Origin of the sequence: Streptococcus sp. 27098_8_12 (genome assembly GCF_041432115.1) — a bacterium.
Lineage (GTDB): Bacteria > Bacillota > Bacilli > Lactobacillales > Streptococcaceae > Streptococcus > Streptococcus parasanguinis_V.
On record NZ_JAPVZA010000007.1, the window covers coordinates 79,899 to 97,936 of the forward strand.

Below are 18,038 nucleotides of genomic sequence, written 5' to 3' on the forward strand. Positions count from 1 at the left end.
AAAGAATATTTTTCTTACTTTCTGATGTACAAAAAGGGAAATTCTTGATAGAATAGAGGTAATATTGAATATTTTCTTCAATATCATCTGTTTGACGTGAAAACAGATTGTTTAAACTATTGATCAAACGAACAGGTTGTTCAACAGACCTGTCTAGAAATTGTGAGGAGACAAGATGACTGTCGATTATAACAGCAAAGCTTACTTGGATAAAGTAGACGCTTGGTGGCGTGCAGCCAACTACATTTCAGCTGCTCAAATGTACTTGAAAGATAACCCATTGTTGAAGCGCGAAGTCGTTGAAAATGACTTGAAAGCTCACCCAATCGGACACTGGGGAACTGTACCAGGGCAAAACTTTATCTATGCTCACTTGAACCGTGCCATCAACAAATACGACTTGGATATGTTCTATATTGAAGGACCAGGTCACGGTGGACAAGTAATGGTATCGAACTCATACTTAGATGGTTCTTATACTGAATTAAATCCAAACATCCCACAAAATGAAGAAGGTTTCAAACACTTGTGTAAGATCTTCTCATTCCCAGGAGGAATCGCTTCTCACGCGGCGCCTGAAACACCAGGATCTATCCACGAAGGTGGAGAACTTGGTTATGCCCTTTCTCACGCTGCAGGTGCTGTATTGGATAATCCAGATGTGATTGCTGCTACAGTTATCGGTGACGGTGAAGGAGAAACAGGTCCATTGATGGCAGGATGGTTGTCAAATACCTTCTTGAACCCAGTCAACGATGGGGCTATCCTTCCAATCTTCTACCTCAATGGTGGGAAGATCCACAACCCAACCATCTTCGAGCGCAAAACAGACGAAGAATTGGCCCTCTTCTTTGAAGGTCTTGGTTGGAAACCAATCTTTGCGAATGTTACTGCAATTTCAGAAGACCACGAAGCTGCACACGCTTTGTTTGCTGAAAAATTGGACGAAGCAATTGAAGAAATCAAGAAAGTCCAAGCAGAAGCTCGTAAAGGTTCTGCTGAAGAAGCAACTCAACCAGTATACCCTGTCTTGATTGCTCGTATTCCTAAAGGTTGGACTGGTCCAAAAGCATGGGAAGGAACACCAATCGAAGGTGGATTCCGTGCGCACCAAGTGCCAATCCCAGTAGATGCTCACCACATGGAGCATGTTGATGCCCTTCTTTCATGGTTGGAATCTTACCGTCCAGCTGAATTGTTCGACGAAACTGGTAAACTAGTTCCTGAAATTGCGGAAATTGCACCAAAAGGTGACCGTCGCATGGCGATGAACCCAATCACAAATGCTGGTGTGATCAAACCAATGAACACAGCTGATTGGAAGAAACATGCCCTTCAATTCAACACACCAGGTGAAATCATGGCTCAAGACATGATTGAATTTGGTAAGTATGCGGCAGACTTGGTAGATGCGAACCCAGATAACTTCCGTATCTTTGGTCCAGACGAAACCAAATCAAACCGTCTTCAAGAAGTCTTCACTCGTACAAGCCGTCAATGGTTAGGACGTATGAAACCAGACTACGATGAAGCCTTGAGCCCTGCTGGTCGTGTCATTGACTCTCAATTGTCAGAGCACCAAGCAGAAGGTATGCTTGAAGGATATGTCTTGACAGGTCGTCATGGCTTCTTCGCTTCTTACGAATCCTTCCTTCGTGTTGTAGATTCTATGATCACTCAACACTTCAAATGGTTGCGTAAGTCTAAGACCCATACAACATGGCGTAAAAACTACCCAGCCTTGAACTTGATTGCAACTTCAACTGTCTTCCAACAAGACCACAATGGTTACACTCACCAAGATCCAGGTATCTTGACTCACTTGGCTGAGAAAACTCCTGAATACATCCGTGAGTACTTGCCAGCAGATACCAATAGCTTGCTTGCAGTGATGGATGAAGCCTTCAAGGGAGAAGATGTGATCAACTTGATTGTTTCTTCTAAACACCCACGTCCTCAATTCTATTCAGCAGCTGAAGCAGAAGAATTGGTTCGTGAAGGATACAAGGTGATCGATTGGGCATCAACTGTTTCAGCAGATGAAGAGCCAGATCTTGTTATTGCCGCTGCAGGTACAGAGCCAAACTTAGAAGCTCTTGCAGCCATCACAATCTTGCACAAGACCTTCCCAGAATTGAAGATCCGCTTTGTTAACGTTATCGATATCTTGAAATTGCGTCACCCATCCGTTGATGCGCGTGGACTTTCAGATGAAGAGTTCGACAAAGTCTTCACAACTGATAAACCAGTCATCTTTGCCTTCCATGGTTACGAAGGCATGATTCGTGATATCTTCTTCAACCGTCACAACCATAACCTTCGTGTACATGGTTACCGTGAAAACGGAGATATCACCACACCATTTGATATGCGTGTGATGTCTGAGTTGGATCGCTTCCACTTGGCACAAGATGCAGCTAATGCAGCTCTTGGACCAGAAGCAGCTGAATTCGCAGCTCAAATGGACGAAACAATCGCCTTCCACCATGACTACATCCGTGAAAACGGAGACGACATTCCAGAAGTTCAAAACTGGAAATGGGAAAACGTGAATAAATAAGAAAAGAGAGTGGGACAGAAATCGGTAATTCGTTAGAATTCGATTTCGTCGTCCCACCTCCGCACAGTTGAGTAGGGCTGTAAAAGCTGATGAAATCAGCGTAGTAGAGCCCACTCAACCACTGCGTCTTGCTCGACAATCCAAAAATAATTGAGAGGCTAGGACTTTTGTCCCAGCCTCTTTTGTGAGGAACAGCAAGTAACAAAAGGAAGAGACTGAAAATAGATGTTCGGAAATCAAGCGTTTTCCAATAAAATTGTAAGAGTTTACAGGAAAATATTGAAGTAAAACCGAAAAAATAGTAAAATGGAAGAGCTGATTTCAGCAATCAACTGTTCTGCGTTCTCCTTTTTGGAGAAGTGTCCTACATTAGAAAATGGAGTATTCTATGAAGAAAAAAATTATCTTGAAAAGCAGTATCCTAGCGGTCGCTGCGGGTCTTAGTGTTTTTGCGATCAATAGCGTTTTTGCAGACGAATTGCCCGTGCAGTTCATGGGCGTCAATGACTTCCACGGTGCCTTGGAACAAACAGGAACAGCTCGTTTAGAAGGCGAAACTGTGAAAAACGCAGGAACAGCCCCACTTTTGGCAACCTATTTGAACGATTCGCAAAAAGACTTTGAAACGGAGAATGCCGGAACGCCAAATGCCAGCATCCGTGTGCAAGCTGGAGATATGGTCGGAGCTAGTCCAGCCAATTCTGCCCTCCTTCAAGATGAACCAACTGTAAAAGTCTTCAATGAAATGAACTTTGAATACGGAACCCTTGGTAATCACGAGTTTGACGAAGGACTTGGTGAATTCAACCGGATCATGAAGGGAGAAGCCCCAACACCTGGTCAATTCAATAAGATCGTCGATGAATATCCTCATGAAGCTTCTAAACAAGAAGTCGTGATTGCCAACTTGGTCGACAAAGATACCAATAAAATCCCATTTGACTGGAAACCTTATACCATCAAAGAAATCCCAGTCAATGACAAGACCGTTAAGGTCGGATTTATCGGGGTTGTTACGACAGAATTCCCAAATCTTGTTTTGCGTAAAAATCATGAACAATACCGCGTTTTGGATGAAGCAGAATCGATTGCTAAATATGCGCGTGAATTAAATGACCAAGGTGTTCATGCCATCGCTGTCTTGGCCCACGTTGCTGCCACTAGTAAGAATGGTGTAGCAGAAGGTCCTGCTGCAGACATGATCAAAAAATTAAACCAAATCTATCCTGAAAACTCAGTGGATATCGTCTTTGCAGGCCACAACCACCAATATACAAACGGGATGGTTGGAAATACCTTGATCGTTCAAGGTACTTCTCAAGGGAAAGCTTACTCTGATGTTCGTGGAGTCCTAGATACAGATACAGCTGACTTTGTTAAAGCTCCAACTGCTAAAATTATTGCGGTAGATCCATCGAAAGGCAAAGCAAAAGATGCCAAGGTTCAAGCGATCATCGATGATGCCAATGCGACGGTTAAAAAAGTAACAGAAGCAAAAATCGGTACAGCAGACAAGGCTGAAAATATTACCCGTGAATTGAATGCACAAAAAGAAAGTGCTGTTGGAGATTTGGTCACAGCCGCCCAATTGGATATTGCTAAAAAATCAGGTTATCCAGATGTTGACTTTGCCTTCACCAATAATGGAGGAATTCGTGCAGACCTCGTGGTGAAACCAGACGGAACAGTCACTTGGGGTGCAGCTCAAGCAGTGCAACCATTTGGAAATATCCTTCAAGTAGTCGAAATTACCGGAGACCAAATTTATAAAGCTTTGGACCAACAGTATGATGAGAAAGAACTCTACTTCTTGCAAATGGCAGGGATCAAGTACACCTATACAAAACCAGCTGATGCAACAGAAGAAAATCCATATAAGGTCGTGAAAGCTTACAAGGCAGACGGAACTGAAATTGATCGCAACAAGACCTACAAGGCAATTATCAACGACTTCTTGTATGGGGGTGGAGATGGCTTCTCAGTCTTCCGTGATACCAAATTGATCGGGGCTATCAATCCGGATACAGAAGTCTTTATCCAGTACATCCAAGATGTGAATAAGGCAGGGAAGAAGTTGTCTGCTTCAATCTTGGGCAACAAGACCTTTGTGGAAAAAGTGGAAGAAGAAACACCTACTCCAGAACCACAACCACAGCCAGCGCCAGTTGATCCGGTAAGTCCTGTAAATCCAGTCCATCCTGTAGCTCCAGTGTCTCCTGTTACCCCAACTCCTCAACCTGAAACTCCAGTAACTCCAGCTCAACCAGCTGCAAGCGAAACAAAAGAAGTGGCAACAAACAAACCAGTTGCTGTCACTTATCATACGGGTGGTCAAGCCGAAGTAGCTGCTACACCAGCAACTGGTCTTCCAAAAACAGGTCAAGATGAATTGGCTTCAACCGTCCTTAGCCTCTTTGGCATGACCTCACTAGCTTTAGCAGGATTTGTAGCTAGCAAAAAACGTGAAGGCTAAGTCGTTCATCCGTTAACTTACCCCAAAAAACGTCCGTTCTTTTAAGAAACGGACGTTTTTGATGTCTTAGGCTGTTTTCTCCACCCAGACACTGCGGACAAAGAAGAGGCTGATCAGAGCTAGTGCTAGAAAGGCAACTCCAAGGTAATAATAGGGTTGATCCATTGTGGTAGATCGACCAGAGAGGTTGACAATCCCTCGGTAGAGGGCTCCGGCTGTTAGGGTAGCCACTCCTGAATTCCAAAGATTGAGACTCAGTCGAGAGAAGCCTTTCACCATCAACTGTAGAGCCACTAGTAGGGCGCCACCGATCAAAGGAATCAAGAAGAGGTAGTGCATGAAGGCAGAGGTTTCGCCAAAACTAAAGTGTTCATAGATGCGACTTCCGACAAAGAAGAAAGCTGAAATCAGAGTGTACCAGAGAATCGTTTTTTTCAACCGTTGTTTAATAGGATTAGTAACCGATGTAGACAATGTCACTCACCGCCCTTTCTGAAATAGTACCATTTGTAGTTGGTTTGTTCATAACTTGGCCATTGAAGTAAAGTGTAGAAGATCCACCCCCGTCCAGGTTGTAGGCTGTTTTAACGCCATAAGACTTCATCACTTCTGCTAATTGGTAGAGAGATAGCCCTTCACTTTCTGAAGTCCGTCCATCTGACACGACGATAATGTAGTGGTTTTCATCGATGATCCCAATCGCTGTCCGTGGATTTGATGCCATGGATTGTCCGACCTCTGAGTTGGTATCGACAGTAATTTCTCCATTTTCAACTAAGGAAGGACCGAAAGCGAGGAGATTGACGACCCCGTCCTTGACCAATTGATTTGCAGATATCTCATCTTCATAGATAATTTTGAAGGATCCATCCTTGTAAATGGCTAGGTCACCATTGCTTGAATCTTCCCGAACGGTATCGCGGTAGACCACTCCATTTCGGATGACGTATCCTGTACTGTTAGCCCCGTAATAGTCACCATTCACTGCTAGAATGGCACTGTTGTTGGCAGCTGTGACAGAGGTCTTAGCAGTCACGTTGGTTCCGTAAGTATTTTGTGCTGACCGTCTGCATCAGCTGTAACAATGCTTCCATAGGTGCCTCTTTCTAGGATGTAGGCATAAGCAGTCTTGAGAGCTTGTCCTTTTCCTTGGTTGTGCTCGTGGGTCAGGACTGTTGCAAGACCGTCCAATTTGTCAAAAATCGCTTTCTTGTCAGCGTCACTCCCATCGTCGACCACGATGATGTGGAGATCGCTCTTAGCATGGACCAAGCGAACCAGTTTGACAAGATTCAGATCCGGTTGATAGGCGGGGATGATAAGATAATTCATAATCGTTCCTCGTTTCTTGAGATTTGTTGTAGCTAGTATAAAGACTCAAGCTTAAAGCTAACTGATATCAGTTTTCTTTAAGGAAAGAGGAGAAAGAAGGGGAGGGGTTTCTTCTATAAAATGTCATTTTTTAGGACATTTCTTTCTTTTTTCTCGAAGGGGACGTCCAGAATCATTTTTTAAATCCTAAAGATAATTCTTGCCTTTGTTCGAAAAGTCTGGTATAATAGTTTCTTGTGAGTAAACCTCACTTACCCCTTGCAAAGACAGGGGGTCATTAGTCCAAAAGGAGGAACATTATCAATGGCTAAATACGAAATTCTTTATATTATTCGTCCAAACATTGAAGAAGAAGCTAAAAACGCTTTGGTAGCACGTTTCGATTCTATCTTGACTGACAACGGTGCAACTGTTGTTGAATCAAAAGATTGGGAAAAACGTCGTCTTGCATACGAAATCCAAGATTTCCGTGAAGGACTTTACCACATCGTAAACGTTGAAGCGAACGACGCTGTAGCTCTTAACGAGTTCGACCGTCTTTCAAAAATCAACGGTGACATTCTTCGTCACATGATCGTAAAAGTTGACGCGTAAGAAATCATCAGAGGTGACTTATGATTAACAATGTTGTACTTGTCGGTCGTATGACCCGTGATGCTGAACTTCGCTACACTCCAAGCAATCAAGCAGTTGCTACTTTCAGCCTAGCTGTCAACCGCAACTTCAAGAGTCAAAATGGAGAGCGCGAAGCCGATTTCATCAACTGTGTGATCTGGCGTCAGCAAGCAGAAAACTTAGCCAACTGGGCTAAGAAAGGTGCTTTGATTGGGATTACCGGTCGCATTCAAACACGTAATTACGAAAACCAGCAAGGTCAACGTGTTTATGTCACTGAAGTCGTAGCAGACAGCTTCCAACTATTGGAAAGCCGTGCAGCACGCGAAGGGCATGCAGGTGGTGGCTATTCATCAGGCAACGGTGGTTTTGCTGGAAATGCAACCCCAAGCTTTGGTGGATCTGAACCAAGCAATGCAGCGCCAAACTTTGGTCGTGAAGAAAATCCATTTGGAGCTAATCCAATGGATATCTCAGACGACGATCTTCCATTCTAAGAATGGGTTTAACGAATTAAAACTATAAAGGAGAATTAAACATGGCTCAACAACGTCGTGGCGGATTCAAACGCCGTAAAAAAGTTGATTACATCGCAGCAAACAAAATCGAATATGTCGATTACAAAGATACTGAGCTTCTTAGCCGTTTCGTTTCAGAACGTGGGAAAATCCTTCCTCGTCGTGTAACTGGAACTTCAGCGAAGAACCAACGTAAAGTAACAACAGCTATCAAACGCGCTCGCGTAATGGCTTTGATGCCTTTCGTAAACGAAGATTAAAAAAGAGGTCCAGTGGACCTCTTTTTCACGAGCTTGAAAATAAAAAAAGCGAGTAAGACCCTAACGGGTCTTTTTTTCACGAGCTTGAAAATAAAAAAAGCGAGTAAGACCCTAACGGGTCTTTTTTTCATGAGCGTGGAAATGTAAGAGCGAGTTGAGGTCCAGTGGACCTCTTTTTCAGACCCTTTGGATCTTTTTTTGCGAGCATAGAAATGTGATAGTGTGTTAGGTCCGTGTGAAGCTCTTTGACCTTTCCCAAGCTCTGATTATGCTATAATGAGGGGAGAAAGGTATCAAGGAGGGAACTATGAAGGAAGGTGTAATCATCAGGAGGATGATAAAGGCAGATATTGAGCACATCTCTCAAGCTTTTATCCACCAAGGGTGGCCGGGTAGAGAGGATATCTTGACTAGCTATTTTCAGGAGCAGGAGAATAGAGAGAGGGACGTATTAGTAGCTGAGTCGGATGGATTTGTGGCAGGCTATATCACTATATTGCCTGCTGCCAAGCACGGCCCTTTCGTGGGAGTCTATCCTGAACTATCTGATTTTAATGTTTTTGAACCATTTAGAAATCGAGGGATTGGGAATCAACTCTTAGAGGAGGCAGAAAAAAGAGTCCGGCTACTATCAGAGATTGTTACTTTAGGGGTTGGTTTACACTCGGGTTATGGCCCAGCTCAAAGACTGTATGTCAAACGGGGCTATATCCCAGATGGATCTGGAGTTTGGTTTAGGGATCAGCCCTTGGCCCCTTACAGTTCTTGTGAAAACAATGATGACTTAGTCCTATATTTTTCAAAAAGGTTGAACAGGGAAATACAGTAAAACAAAAACGGATGAAAACTTCATCCGTTTCTTTTTAGCGTCGAGTTGCGGGTGCTGTGCTCGAACTTTTAATATTAAAGCGTTTCTTAAGGTAGAAGCGAAGGACAAGTGCTAAAGCTCCTAAAACGATGGCGAGGACATCTGGAATAGTTGGGTTGAGAACCTGTGGGAGTAAGGAAGTAAAGGACAAGACAATGACCCAAAGGAACATGACTCCAACAAGAATCGGCATGGATTTCCAAAGAGAAGGACGCTCACTGCGATCTTTTGTGCCATCCATATACTGATAGAAGAAGTAGTACATGAGATACAAGAGCAGGGCCCCTGTCAAACTTCCAAGAATCAAGGTGATCAACCCATAGCCAGTACGACGCGGTGCGACCAAGTTCATAAAGGCGCTAATCGCAGCAAAAACACCAAAGATAAAGAGGAAGGAATCCAAAATCATGAGAGACGGAGCATCGTTTAATTTCGGATGCTCTTTTTCATAGCGTTCTTTCTCGCTGAAAGAATTCGCCCAAACAGTTGGAGCACCAAAAAGGGTCCGTGCCGGAATTCCTTTTCCTTGGTTTTCATGGATAGCGGGAAGAATTTCTTGGATGAGGCTTTCTGCTTCTTCCTCTGTCTTTCCGTTTTCAAGCAATTGGTGTTTGGCGATCCGGATAAATTCTTGATTTTTCTTACTAAGTTGATGAAGGTCGGTGTGAGACATAGTTACTCCTTTGATGTACAAGTTTGGTTAGAACCATTTTTTATGGATGAGGTAGACGACGAGAGAACCGGTCAGGGCAAAGGCGATGAAAATAATCAGCCAGAAGGCATGGGGTTCGCCATTGAGCGGAAGCTCATTGTCCTTGAAGTTCATCCCGTAGGCCGAAAAGATCATGGTCGGAATGGACATGACAATGGTGACGAGAGCCAGGGTCTTCATGATGTTGTTCTGGTTGTTGGAGATGATCGATGCGAAGGTATCGGTCATGGAGTGCAGGATATTTCCATAAATATCTGCCATCTCGATGGCCTGCTGGGTTTCGATCAAGGTATCTTCCAACAGATCCTCGTCTTCTAGGTATTTCTTGATGTTACTAGTGGCACTGGTCAATTTCTTGATCACGCGCTCATTGGTTTTCAGAGAGGCCTTAAAGTAGACGATGGTTTTTTCCAACTCCATCAACTCAATCAGCTCTTCATTACGCGTTGATTTGTGCAATTGGCTTTCAATCTGTTCGCTTTTGCGATCCAGGGTACGAAGCGCAGACAAGTAGAGTTCAGCGTTGCGATAGAGGATCTGAAAGATAAAGCGCGACCGCATAAAGGTATAGAAATTCCGCAAGCGTCGGTTGATAAAGATATCGAGAAGTGGTAATTTCTCCAAGCAAGTCGTGATAATAGCCTCTTCTGTCAGGATAATTCCTAGCGGAATCGTCACGTAGTAGGTCTGATTGTTCCGCTCTTCCTTGATGGGAACGTCGACGATGATCAAGGTATACTCATCTTCGATGGTCATACGGGACATTTCTTCCGCATCGAGTGGTGCCCGCAAGTCTGCAATATCGATATTAAAAGCAGAGGCGATTTCCATCGATTCACTTTGAGAAGGGTTAACAAGGTTGATCCAGCTACCGGGTTCCAGCGTCTCTATTTCTTTAAATTCAGTCGTTGTCGATAAAAAGACCTGTTTCATGGTGCCTCCCCTTGTTTTTTTACACCTTAACATTATATCAGAAAAAGGACGGTTTTGGATAAAAGAATACTAAAAAATTTGTTATAATGGAGGTTAACAAAAAGGTGATTAGAGTAAGAACATGCAAGATAAAATTGTCATTCATGGGGCACGCGCCCATAATTTAAAAAATATAGACGTGGAAATTCCACGGGACAAATTAGTCGTGGTGACGGGGTTGTCTGGTTCTGGAAAGTCCAGTCTGGCCTTTGATACCCTCTATGCAGAAGGCCAGCGCCGCTATGTGGAGAGCTTATCGGCCTATGCCCGGCAGTTCTTGGGAAATATGGAAAAACCAGATGTGGACTCCATTGACGGCTTGAGTCCAGCTATTTCCATCGACCAAAAAACGACCAGTAAAAACCCCCGTTCTACAGTAGGGACGGCAACAGAGATCAATGACTACTTGCGCTTGCTCTATGCACGTGTAGGGACGCCTTATTGTATCAATGGGCATGGAGCAATTACAGCTTCTTCGGTTGAGCAAATTGTCGATCAAGTCTTGGAATTACCAGAGCGCCAACGCCTGCAAATTCTAGCCCCCATTATTCGCAAGAAAAAAGGCCAGCACAAGAATATCATTGAAAAGGTGCAAAAAGACGGCTATGTCCGGGTGAGGGTCGATGGTGAGATCTATGATGTGACAGAGGTTCCAGAACTGTCTAAAAGCAAGCAGCACACGATTGAAGTAGTAGTGGACCGAATCGTGATCAAAGAGGGCATCCGCTCGCGGCTCTTTGATTCGATTGAAGCAGCTCTTCGGATTGCGGATGGTTATGTGGTGATTGATACCATGGATGGCAAGGAATTGCTCTTTTCTGAGCATTATGCTTGTCCAGTCTGTGGCTTTACCGTTCCTGAATTAGAGCCCCGCCTCTTTTCTTTCAATGCGCCTTTCGGATCTTGTCCAGATTGTGATGGGCTGGGGATTAAGCTAGAGGTGGACTTGGATTTGGTGGTGCCAGATGATCGCTTAACCCTTCGCGAAGGAGCACTCGCTCCTTGGAATCCTATCTCTTCCAACTACTATCCACAGATGTTGGAGCAGGCCATGATCCATTTTGGCGTTGATATGGACCGACCTTTTTCCGATCTTTCTCAAGAAGAAAAGGACTTGGTCCTCTATGGTTCAAACGGGAAGGAATTCCACTTCCACTATGAAAATGAGTTTGGTGGAGTTCGGGATATCGAAATTCCTTTTGAAGGGGTCGTAAACAACATTCACCGTCGTTTCCGTGAGACCAATAGTGATTTCACCCGTAATCAAATGCGCTCTTATATGAACGAATTGACCTGTGCGACCTGCCATGGCTACCGCCTCAATGACCAGGCTCTTTCTGTTCGTGTCGGCGGGGAGAAGGGGATGCATATCGGGGAAGTGTCAGATCTATCGATTGCGGACCACTTAAAAGCCGTAGATCAGTTGATCTTAACAGACAATGAAGCTACGATTGCAAGACCGATCCTAAAAGAGATCAAGGATCGCTTGACCTTCTTAAACAATGTGGGGCTCAATTACTTGACCTTGTCACGATCTGCTGGGACCTTATCAGGTGGAGAAAGCCAGCGCATTCGCTTGGCAACCCAGATCGGTTCCAACCTCTCTGGTGTCCTTTACATCTTGGATGAGCCGTCTATCGGCCTCCACCAAAGGGACAATGACCGCCTGATCGCCAGTCTCAAGAAGATGCGCGATTTAGGCAACACCTTGATCGTCGTCGAACATGATGAAGATACCATGAGAGAGGCAGACTACCTGATCGACGTCGGCCCAGGTGCCGGTGTCTTTGGGGGAGAGATCGTTGCAGCAGGAACTCCAAAGCAGGTAGCACGCAACAGCAAATCCATCACTGGCCAGTATTTGTCCGGCAAGCGCAAGATTCCGGTTCCGACAGAGCGCCGTTCGGGGAATGGTCGCTCTATTGAAATAACAGGAGCCAGTGAGAATAACTTACAAGACATCACAGCGCGCTTTCCTCTGGGCAAATTTATCGCAGTCACTGGAGTTTCCGGTTCTGGGAAATCGACCTTGATTAATGGCATCTTGAAAAAAGCCATCGCTCAAAAGCTCAACCGCAATTCGGAAAAACCAGGGAAATACAAGACCATTCAGGGGATTGAGCATATCGATCGCTTGATCGACATTGATCAAAGCCCGATTGGCCGGACTCCTCGTTCCAATCCAGCGACCTATACAGGCGTCTTCGATGACATTCGTGATCTCTTTGCTCAGACCAATGAAGCCAAAATTCGGGGCTATAAAAAAGGCCGCTTTAGTTTCAATGTCAAGGGCGGGCGTTGTGAAGCCTGCTCAGGAGATGGGATCATCAAGATTGAAATGCACTTCTTGCCAGATGTCTTCGTTCCTTGTGAGGTCTGCCATGGACGTCGTTACAATAGTGAGACCCTTGAAGTCCACTACAAGGAAAAAAATATTGCAGAAGTGCTGGATATGACGGTCAACAAGGCAGTTGAATTCTTCAAGCACATTCCAAAAATTGAACGCAAACTCAAGACCATCCAAGATGTGGGCTTGGGCTATGTAACACTAGGCCAACCAGCGACTACTCTTTCAGGTGGGGAGGCGCAACGGATGAAGTTGGCTTCTGAATTGCACAAGCGCTCTACAGGAAAATCCTTCTATATCTTGGATGAACCAACGACCGGACTCCATACCGAAGACATTTCTCGTTTGATCAAAGTCTTAGAGCGTTTTGTGGATGATGGCAATACAGTCCTTGTGATTGAGCACAATTTAGATGTTATTAAGACAGCAGATCATATCATCGATTTAGGACCAGAAGGCGGTGTCGGTGGTGGAACCATTATTGCGACCGGAACACCAGAAGAAGTAGCAGCAAATCCTGCTAGCTACACAGGACAATATTTGAAAGGAAAATTACAATGAATCAACGGATCAGCAACTTAAGAAACAAAATGAAAGCCCAAAACCTCAAAGCGGTATTGATTAACAATTTGAAAAATGTTTATTATTTAACCAATTTCTGGGGTTCAAACGGGACCGCTTTGGTGACAGAAGAACGCGTGGTACTCTTTACAGATTCGCGCTACACCATCCATGCCCATGCGACTTGTTTCCCCTTTGTAGAGATTGTGGAAACCCGCGATGAGTTGACTGCAGCTGCAGAGATCGTTAAGGACCTTGGAATCAAAGAACTTGGTTTTGAGGATGAAGTGACGGTGGCCTACCATGCCCGCATGGCTTCTGTTTTCAGTGGTATTAGCCTTCAATCCCTAGCGAACTTTGTCATGGAATTGCGCTTGATTAAAGATGAGACCGAGATTGCGGCGATTAAAAAAGCTTGTAGCATCTCTGACCAAGCCTTCCATGATATTTTAGACTATATCAAGGTAGGGAAAACGACAGAGTTGGAAGCAGCGACTTTCCTAGATTTTAGAATGCGGGAGTTAGGAGCTTCTGGTGTATCTTTTGATATTATCTCAGCAGCTGGTGAACGCTCTGCCATGCCTCATGCGACTCCAAGTGATCGGGTCATTTCAGCAGGAGATGCCTTGACCCTTGATTTTGGTTGCTTGTATAATCACTATGTTAGCGATATGACACGGACAATCTATGCAGGACATGTCAGCGACAAGGAAAGAGAGATTTACGAAACCGTTTTGAAAGCCAATCAAGCCTTGATTGATGCTGCTAAAGATGGACTTGGCTTCCGTGATTTTGATAAAATCCCACGTGATGTGATCGAGGCAGCCGGCTATGGTCAATACTTTACTCATGGAATCGGTCATGGAATTGGGCTAGATATCCACGAAGAACCATACTTCAGCCAAACGTCTAAAGAAGCGATTCAAGCAGGTATGGTCTTAACAGATGAGCCAGGTATTTATATCGAAGGTCTCTCTGGCGTGCGGATCGAAGATGACCTCTTGATTACAGAAACTGGCTGTGAAGTCTTGACTCTTGCTCCTAAAGAATTGATTGTCCTATAAAATAGACAGTATTTTCTTAACCCCTGTGTAACAAACAAAGATAAGAAATGAGGCCTATGAAAAAACGAATTTTAGTATTGGGAATTCTTCTAGTAGCCCTTCTATTTGCATTTGCTCCTTCTGCTCATGCTGGTGTCGGCAATACGCATAGTGGTGGTAGTAGCACTATTCATTCTGGCGGTGGTGGTGGTAGTAGCTGGTCTGGAGGGGGAAGTAGCTGGTCTGGTGGCAGTAGCTGGTCTGGTGGATCCAGTAGCTACAGTTCTAGTTCTGGATCAGACTCTGGTGGGGCGGTAGCAGTTGTCGCCATCATTGGATTGATTGGATTTGTCTATAATATTGCAAAAGAGGCTAATGAGAGTGATGATTCGTCCTATTCAAATAGTGGTCCAAAACGGACAACCGAAGAACGGGCGGGTCGACCAATTGAGAACAACTATGAAGCGATTCGCCGCATCCGTAAACTGGATCCAATGTTTGATGAAGACCGCTTCTTGTCGCAAGTTAAGCTGGTTTATCTTCAATTGCAGTCTGCCTGGACAGAAAAAGATTGGAATTCTGTGCGGAACTTAGAAAGTACGAGTCTTTATGAGCAGCACTTGACGCAGTTACAAGAGCATATTCGTGCCAAAACAACCAATGTTCTAGAGCGCGTATGTGTGGAAGATTCGAAGATCAAAGACTTTATCGAAAATCCAGAAGGCAATGACCGCATTGAAGTCATTCTGTCTTCGACGATGAGAGATTACATTCGAAATGATGAAACGGGTCGTGTGATCGAAGGGGATCCAACCAAAGATCTCTTTACCGTTTACCGCATGGTCTTCCTCCGTGAACATGGAGCCCAGACAGAGATCATTAAGAATTCAGAAGTCGTTAGTGATCACTGTCCGAACTGTGGTGCGCCACTAACGATCGATTCAATCGACAAGTGTGAATATTGCCAAGCATCCTTGAAGCACAATCCAAAAGATTGGGTGTTGGATGTCTACGAAGTTGTGGATGAAATTGAATTCTACAGATAGGAGAATGTATGGGATTTATTAAAGCAGCCCTTTCAGCGGGCATTTCAAGTTTTCAAGATAGTAAATTTAAGGAAGCCATTACCTTGCCGGAAGCTGTTCCAGCAACAGCTTTGGCCATTAAGGGACAGCTCTTGACCAAAGATCCAGATGGGCGCTCTCGTCAGAGCAACCAAAATACGGGTCTATTGACAGATGGCTCTGTTGTCATTGTTCCCCAAGGCTATGTTGCTCTCTTGGTCAATAATGGAACGTTTCTAGGAGACCTTCTAGAAGCAGGGAGTCACGAATGGCAAGCCGGTGAAAATGCCTGGTTGTTTGAAAAGGGTGGTGTGAAAGGAACGTGGGATCAGTTCAAGAATCGTTTCTCATTTGGAGGCCAAGTGGTCACCCAACAAGAAATTATTTTTGTGCGGATGCAACCTTTTACAGGAAATAAATTTGGCACTCAAAATCCAGTTGAGTACTTTAGCGACCGTTACCAACAACTTCTTAGCATTCGTTTTTATGGTCTTTATGATGTTAAAGTGGCAGATCCTGTACTCTTTTACATCAGTGCAGTCAGTCGTCAAATCACTGCAGATAAGCCATTTACCTTGGAAGATGTGGCTCAGGGAACCTTGCGCCAAAATCTAGCACCAAAAATTGCAGTGGCCATTTCAAAATATACGGCTGAAAATAAGGCAGACATCTACAATATCAATGCGGACCAAGATGTCTTCAATGAAGTTGCAAAACGCGAAGTCAACAAAACGTGGACAGAATTATATGGTATCGAATTAACCAATGTCCTCATCGAAGATTTGAGCTACGATGCAGACAGTATGGCCAAGGTCAATAAACTGGACAGTGAATTGGCAGCGATGAAGTACAATACCATTGAAATCGAAGAGCGTCGTGCTCGCAATGAGGCCTTGGTCGCAGCTGCTAAAAATGAAGGTGGCAATGGCATGAACATGATTATGGGGATGAACTTGGGTCAAGCACTTGGCAATGACCTTCAAAAGCAAGCCTCTCCAGCTCAAGACAAGCCTCATACCTTCTACATTGAAGTAGATGGAAAATATGTCCATGTCACCAAAGATGCTGATGGCAATATTGTGCCTGTAGACCAATAAGGAATTGTGAAGCTGGTGGTGGAAATGTAGAGATTCTAAGGACTCGTTCCTACAATCTCTCTCCGCCTTCTAGCCTTCCTAAAAAGAGAAAATTGCTGTTTGAGAAAAATCAAATAGTGTGTTACAATAAAGAGTAATCTATTTTTAAAAAAGAGGTAATAAAACATGATCGAAGCAAGTAAATTGAAAGCTGGTATGACTTTTGAAACAGCTGACGGAAAATTGATCCGCGTTTTGGAAGCTAGCCACCACAAACCAGGTAAAGGAAACACTATCATGCGTATGAAATTGCGTGATGTCCGTACTGGTTCAACATTTGATACTAGCTACCGTCCAGAAGAAAAATTTGAACAAGCGATTATCGAAACTGTTCCAGCTCAATACTTGTACAAAATGGATGATACAGCCTACTTCATGAACACGGAAACATATGACCAATATGAAATTCCAGTTGTGAACGTAGAACAAGAATTGCTTTACATCCTTGAAAACTCAGAAGTAAAAATTCAATTCTACGGAAGCGAAGTAATCGGTGTAACAGTTCCTACAACTGTTGAATTAACTGTTGCAGAAACTCAACCATCTATCAAAGGTGCTACAGTGACTGGTTCTGGTAAACCTGCTACAATGGAAACTGGTTTGGTCGTAAACGTTCCTGACTTCATCGAAGCTGGACAAAAATTGGTCATTAACACTACTGAAGGAACTTACGTTTCTCGTGCATAAGAGACATCTCAGGGTGTCAAATAGAAAGGAACTTCTATGGCAACTGAACAATTTGGTGACATCGTTATTGCACCACGTGTATTAGAAAAAATTATTGCGATTGCGACAGCAAAAGTAGAGGGTGTCTATTCGCTTGAAAACAAGAGTGTTTCAGATAGCTTATCCAAACGCTCCCTTGGACGTGGCGTCTACCTTCATACAGAAGAAGATGGTCAAGTTTCAGTAGACATCTATCTCTATTTAGAATACGGAGTGGCTGTACCATCTGTCGCTGTAGCCATTCAAAAAGCGGTCAAGTCTGCAGTTTATGATATGGCAGATGTAACCTTGGATGCTGTCAACATTCACGTTGTTGGTATCGCAACGGAAAAATCTCCAAAACCAGACTTGAAAGATTTGTTTAATGAGGACTTCCTCAATGACTGATGAAATTTTATTAGAATCACGTCGAGATTTGCGTGAGCGCGCCTTCCAAGCCTTGATGGCCTTGGAATACGATGGAGACATTGTTGAAGCTTGTCGTTTTGCTTATCTACATGATAAGGACCTAGCAGAAGACAAAGAAGTCGATCTTCCTGCCTTTCTCATGAATCTCGTGACGGGTGTCTACCAATCCAAAGATCAACTGGACCAGCAAATCGGTCAACATTTGAAAACCGGCTGGACTGTTGAGCGCTTGACCTTGGTAGAGAAAAACATCCTTCGTCTGGGAATTTACGAAATGACAGAGTTTGATACACCACAGATCGTCGCAGTCAATGAAGCGGTGGAATTGGCCAAGGCCTTTTCAGATGAAACCTCTTCACGATTTGTCAACGGTGTCCTCAGTCAATTTGTGACAGAAGAATAATTAAAAAAGAGCCGATGGCTCTTTTTTTTGGTAAAAAATA

The 18,038-nt window shown here is 44.0% G+C and carries 16 protein-coding genes and 2 pseudogenes; 13 read left to right on the forward strand and 5 right to left on the reverse strand.

All coding sequences use genetic code 11. From position 1 onward, the window contains the following. Window positions 1-175: 175 nt before the first annotated feature. Window positions 176-2,560 (forward strand): phosphoketolase, encoded by a 2,385-nt coding sequence (locus tag O3629_RS04155; RefSeq protein ID WP_371608760.1) that lies wholly within the window; start codon window positions 176-178, stop codon window positions 2,558-2,560. A 388-nt stretch (window positions 2,561-2,948) separates the two neighbouring features. Beyond that, window positions 2,949-5,033, forward strand: a complete 2,085-nt coding sequence (locus O3629_RS04160) for a 5'-nucleotidase C-terminal domain-containing protein (RefSeq protein ID WP_371608761.1) — start codon at window positions 2,949-2,951, stop codon at window positions 5,031-5,033. Between the two features lie 66 nt (window positions 5,034-5,099). Here O3629_RS04160 and O3629_RS04165 read toward each other — a convergent pair whose 3' ends face one another. The 3 genes and pseudogenes from O3629_RS04165 to O3629_RS04175 form a co-directional block, all read right to left on the reverse strand. After that, the gene (locus O3629_RS04165) at window positions 5,100-5,507 is read right to left on the reverse strand and encodes a hypothetical protein (protein ID WP_049490889.1); all 408 of its coding nucleotides are present in this window, start codon (window positions 5,505-5,507) and stop codon (window positions 5,100-5,102) included. Further along, window positions 5,488-6,093, reverse strand: a pseudogene (locus tag O3629_RS04170) (phosphodiester glycosidase family protein); the annotation flags it as partial. The pseudogene O3629_RS04170 and the gene O3629_RS04165, both read right to left, overlap by 20 nt. Beyond that, window positions 6,084-6,365 (reverse strand): annotated as a pseudogene (locus O3629_RS04175) (glycosyltransferase); the annotation flags it as partial. The pseudogenes O3629_RS04175 and O3629_RS04170, both read right to left, overlap by 10 nt. A gap of 303 nt (window positions 6,366-6,668) precedes the next feature. On the opposite strand from O3629_RS04175, the gene rpsF reads away from it, so the two are divergent. The 4 genes from rpsF (at window position 6,669) to O3629_RS04195 (ending at window position 8,587) form a co-directional block, all read left to right on the forward strand. Beyond that, entirely contained in the window at window positions 6,669-6,959 is a 291-nt protein-coding gene (gene rpsF, locus O3629_RS04180; protein ID WP_003005040.1) for a 30S ribosomal protein S6, read from the forward strand. 20 nt (window positions 6,960-6,979) lie between these two features. Next, window positions 6,980-7,477 (forward strand): single-stranded DNA-binding protein, encoded by a 498-nt coding sequence (locus O3629_RS04185; RefSeq protein ID WP_003008622.1) that lies wholly within the window; start codon window positions 6,980-6,982, stop codon window positions 7,475-7,477. Between the two features lie 41 nt (window positions 7,478-7,518). Further along, window positions 7,519-7,758 (forward strand): 30S ribosomal protein S18, encoded by a 240-nt coding sequence (gene rpsR, locus O3629_RS04190; RefSeq protein ID WP_000068664.1) that lies wholly within the window; start codon window positions 7,519-7,521, stop codon window positions 7,756-7,758. A 307-nt stretch (window positions 7,759-8,065) separates the two neighbouring features. Then, window positions 8,066-8,587, forward strand: a complete 522-nt coding sequence (locus tag O3629_RS04195) for a GNAT family N-acetyltransferase (RefSeq protein WP_049523149.1) — start codon at window positions 8,066-8,068, stop codon at window positions 8,585-8,587. Between the two features lie 34 nt (window positions 8,588-8,621). On the opposite strand, the gene O3629_RS04200 is transcribed toward O3629_RS04195, so the two are convergent. Both O3629_RS04200 and O3629_RS04205 read right to left on the reverse strand, forming a co-directional pair. Next, window positions 8,622-9,299, reverse strand: coding sequence for a DUF1129 domain-containing protein (locus tag O3629_RS04200; protein WP_223344914.1), 678 nt, complete (start codon window positions 9,297-9,299; stop codon window positions 8,622-8,624). Between the two features lie 27 nt (window positions 9,300-9,326). Beyond that, window positions 9,327-10,271: a magnesium transporter CorA family protein gene (locus O3629_RS04205; protein WP_003005422.1), complete on the reverse strand. Its 945-nt coding sequence runs from the start codon at window positions 10,269-10,271 to the stop codon at window positions 9,327-9,329. A gap of 121 nt (window positions 10,272-10,392) precedes the next feature. Here O3629_RS04205 and uvrA point away from each other — a divergent pair, with 121 nt between their 5' ends. The 7 genes from uvrA (at window position 10,393) to nusB (ending at window position 17,998) form a co-directional block, all read left to right on the forward strand. Continuing rightward, the gene (uvrA, locus tag O3629_RS04210) at window positions 10,393-13,218 is read left to right on the forward strand and encodes an excinuclease ABC subunit UvrA (protein ID WP_023919014.1); all 2,826 of its coding nucleotides are present in this window, start codon (window positions 10,393-10,395) and stop codon (window positions 13,216-13,218) included. Beyond that, on the forward strand, window positions 13,215-14,282 hold the full coding sequence (locus tag O3629_RS04215; protein ID WP_049482983.1) for a Xaa-Pro peptidase family protein: 1,068 nt from the start codon (window positions 13,215-13,217) through the stop codon (window positions 14,280-14,282). The genes uvrA and O3629_RS04215 overlap by 4 nt, the downstream gene beginning before the upstream one ends. A gap of 56 nt (window positions 14,283-14,338) precedes the next feature. Further along, window positions 14,339-15,307, forward strand: a complete 969-nt coding sequence (locus tag O3629_RS04220) for a TIM44-like domain-containing protein (protein ID WP_049474082.1) — start codon at window positions 14,339-14,341, stop codon at window positions 15,305-15,307. 8 nt (window positions 15,308-15,315) lie between these two features. Then, window positions 15,316-16,422: an SPFH domain-containing protein gene (locus O3629_RS04225; protein WP_003008607.1), complete on the forward strand. Its 1,107-nt coding sequence runs from the start codon at window positions 15,316-15,318 to the stop codon at window positions 16,420-16,422. Window positions 16,423-16,587: 165 nt separating this feature from the next. Then, the gene (gene efp / locus O3629_RS04230) at window positions 16,588-17,148 is read left to right on the forward strand and encodes an elongation factor P (RefSeq protein WP_003005479.1); all 561 of its coding nucleotides are present in this window, start codon (window positions 16,588-16,590) and stop codon (window positions 17,146-17,148) included. A gap of 36 nt (window positions 17,149-17,184) precedes the next feature. Further along, on the forward strand, window positions 17,185-17,574 hold the full coding sequence (locus O3629_RS04235; protein WP_003005404.1) for an Asp23/Gls24 family envelope stress response protein: 390 nt from the start codon (window positions 17,185-17,187) through the stop codon (window positions 17,572-17,574). Continuing rightward, complete coding sequence (gene nusB / locus O3629_RS04240; protein ID WP_003008602.1) at window positions 17,567-17,998, forward strand: transcription antitermination factor NusB; 432 nt, start codon at window positions 17,567-17,569, stop codon at window positions 17,996-17,998. Before O3629_RS04235 ends, nusB begins: the two co-directional genes overlap by 8 nt. Window positions 17,999-18,038 lie beyond the last annotated feature (40 nt).

What these genes read in the sequence shown, in the direction of transcription:
- O3629_RS04155 (WP_371608760.1), top strand. Translation starts at nt 176, where the DNA reads ATGACTGTCGATTATAACAGCAAAGCTTACTTGGATAAAGTAGACGCT.
- O3629_RS04160 (WP_371608761.1), top strand. Translation starts at nt 2,949, where the DNA reads ATGAAGAAAAAAATTATCTTGAAAAGCAGTATCCTAGCGGTCGCTGCG.
- rpsF (WP_003005040.1), top strand. Translation starts at nt 6,669, where the DNA reads ATGGCTAAATACGAAATTCTTTATATTATTCGTCCAAACATTGAAGAA.
- O3629_RS04185 (WP_003008622.1), top strand. Translation starts at nt 6,980, where the DNA reads ATGATTAACAATGTTGTACTTGTCGGTCGTATGACCCGTGATGCTGAA.
- rpsR (WP_000068664.1), top strand. Translation starts at nt 7,519, where the DNA reads ATGGCTCAACAACGTCGTGGCGGATTCAAACGCCGTAAAAAAGTTGAT.
- O3629_RS04195 (WP_049523149.1), top strand. Translation starts at nt 8,066, where the DNA reads ATGAAGGAAGGTGTAATCATCAGGAGGATGATAAAGGCAGATATTGAG.
- O3629_RS04200 (WP_223344914.1), bottom strand. Translation starts at nt 9,299, where the DNA reads ATGTCTCACACCGACCTTCATCAACTTAGTAAGAAAAATCAAGAATTT.
- O3629_RS04205 (WP_003005422.1), bottom strand. Translation starts at nt 10,271, where the DNA reads ATGAAACAGGTCTTTTTATCGACAACGACTGAATTTAAAGAAATAGAG.
- uvrA (WP_023919014.1), top strand. Translation starts at nt 10,393, where the DNA reads ATGCAAGATAAAATTGTCATTCATGGGGCACGCGCCCATAATTTAAAA.
- O3629_RS04215 (WP_049482983.1), top strand. Translation starts at nt 13,215, where the DNA reads ATGAATCAACGGATCAGCAACTTAAGAAACAAAATGAAAGCCCAAAAC.
- O3629_RS04220 (WP_049474082.1), top strand. Translation starts at nt 14,339, where the DNA reads ATGAAAAAACGAATTTTAGTATTGGGAATTCTTCTAGTAGCCCTTCTA.
- O3629_RS04225 (WP_003008607.1), top strand. Translation starts at nt 15,316, where the DNA reads ATGGGATTTATTAAAGCAGCCCTTTCAGCGGGCATTTCAAGTTTTCAA.
- efp (WP_003005479.1), top strand. Translation starts at nt 16,588, where the DNA reads ATGATCGAAGCAAGTAAATTGAAAGCTGGTATGACTTTTGAAACAGCT.
- O3629_RS04235 (WP_003005404.1), top strand. Translation starts at nt 17,185, where the DNA reads ATGGCAACTGAACAATTTGGTGACATCGTTATTGCACCACGTGTATTA.
- nusB (WP_003008602.1), top strand. Translation starts at nt 17,567, where the DNA reads ATGACTGATGAAATTTTATTAGAATCACGTCGAGATTTGCGTGAGCGC.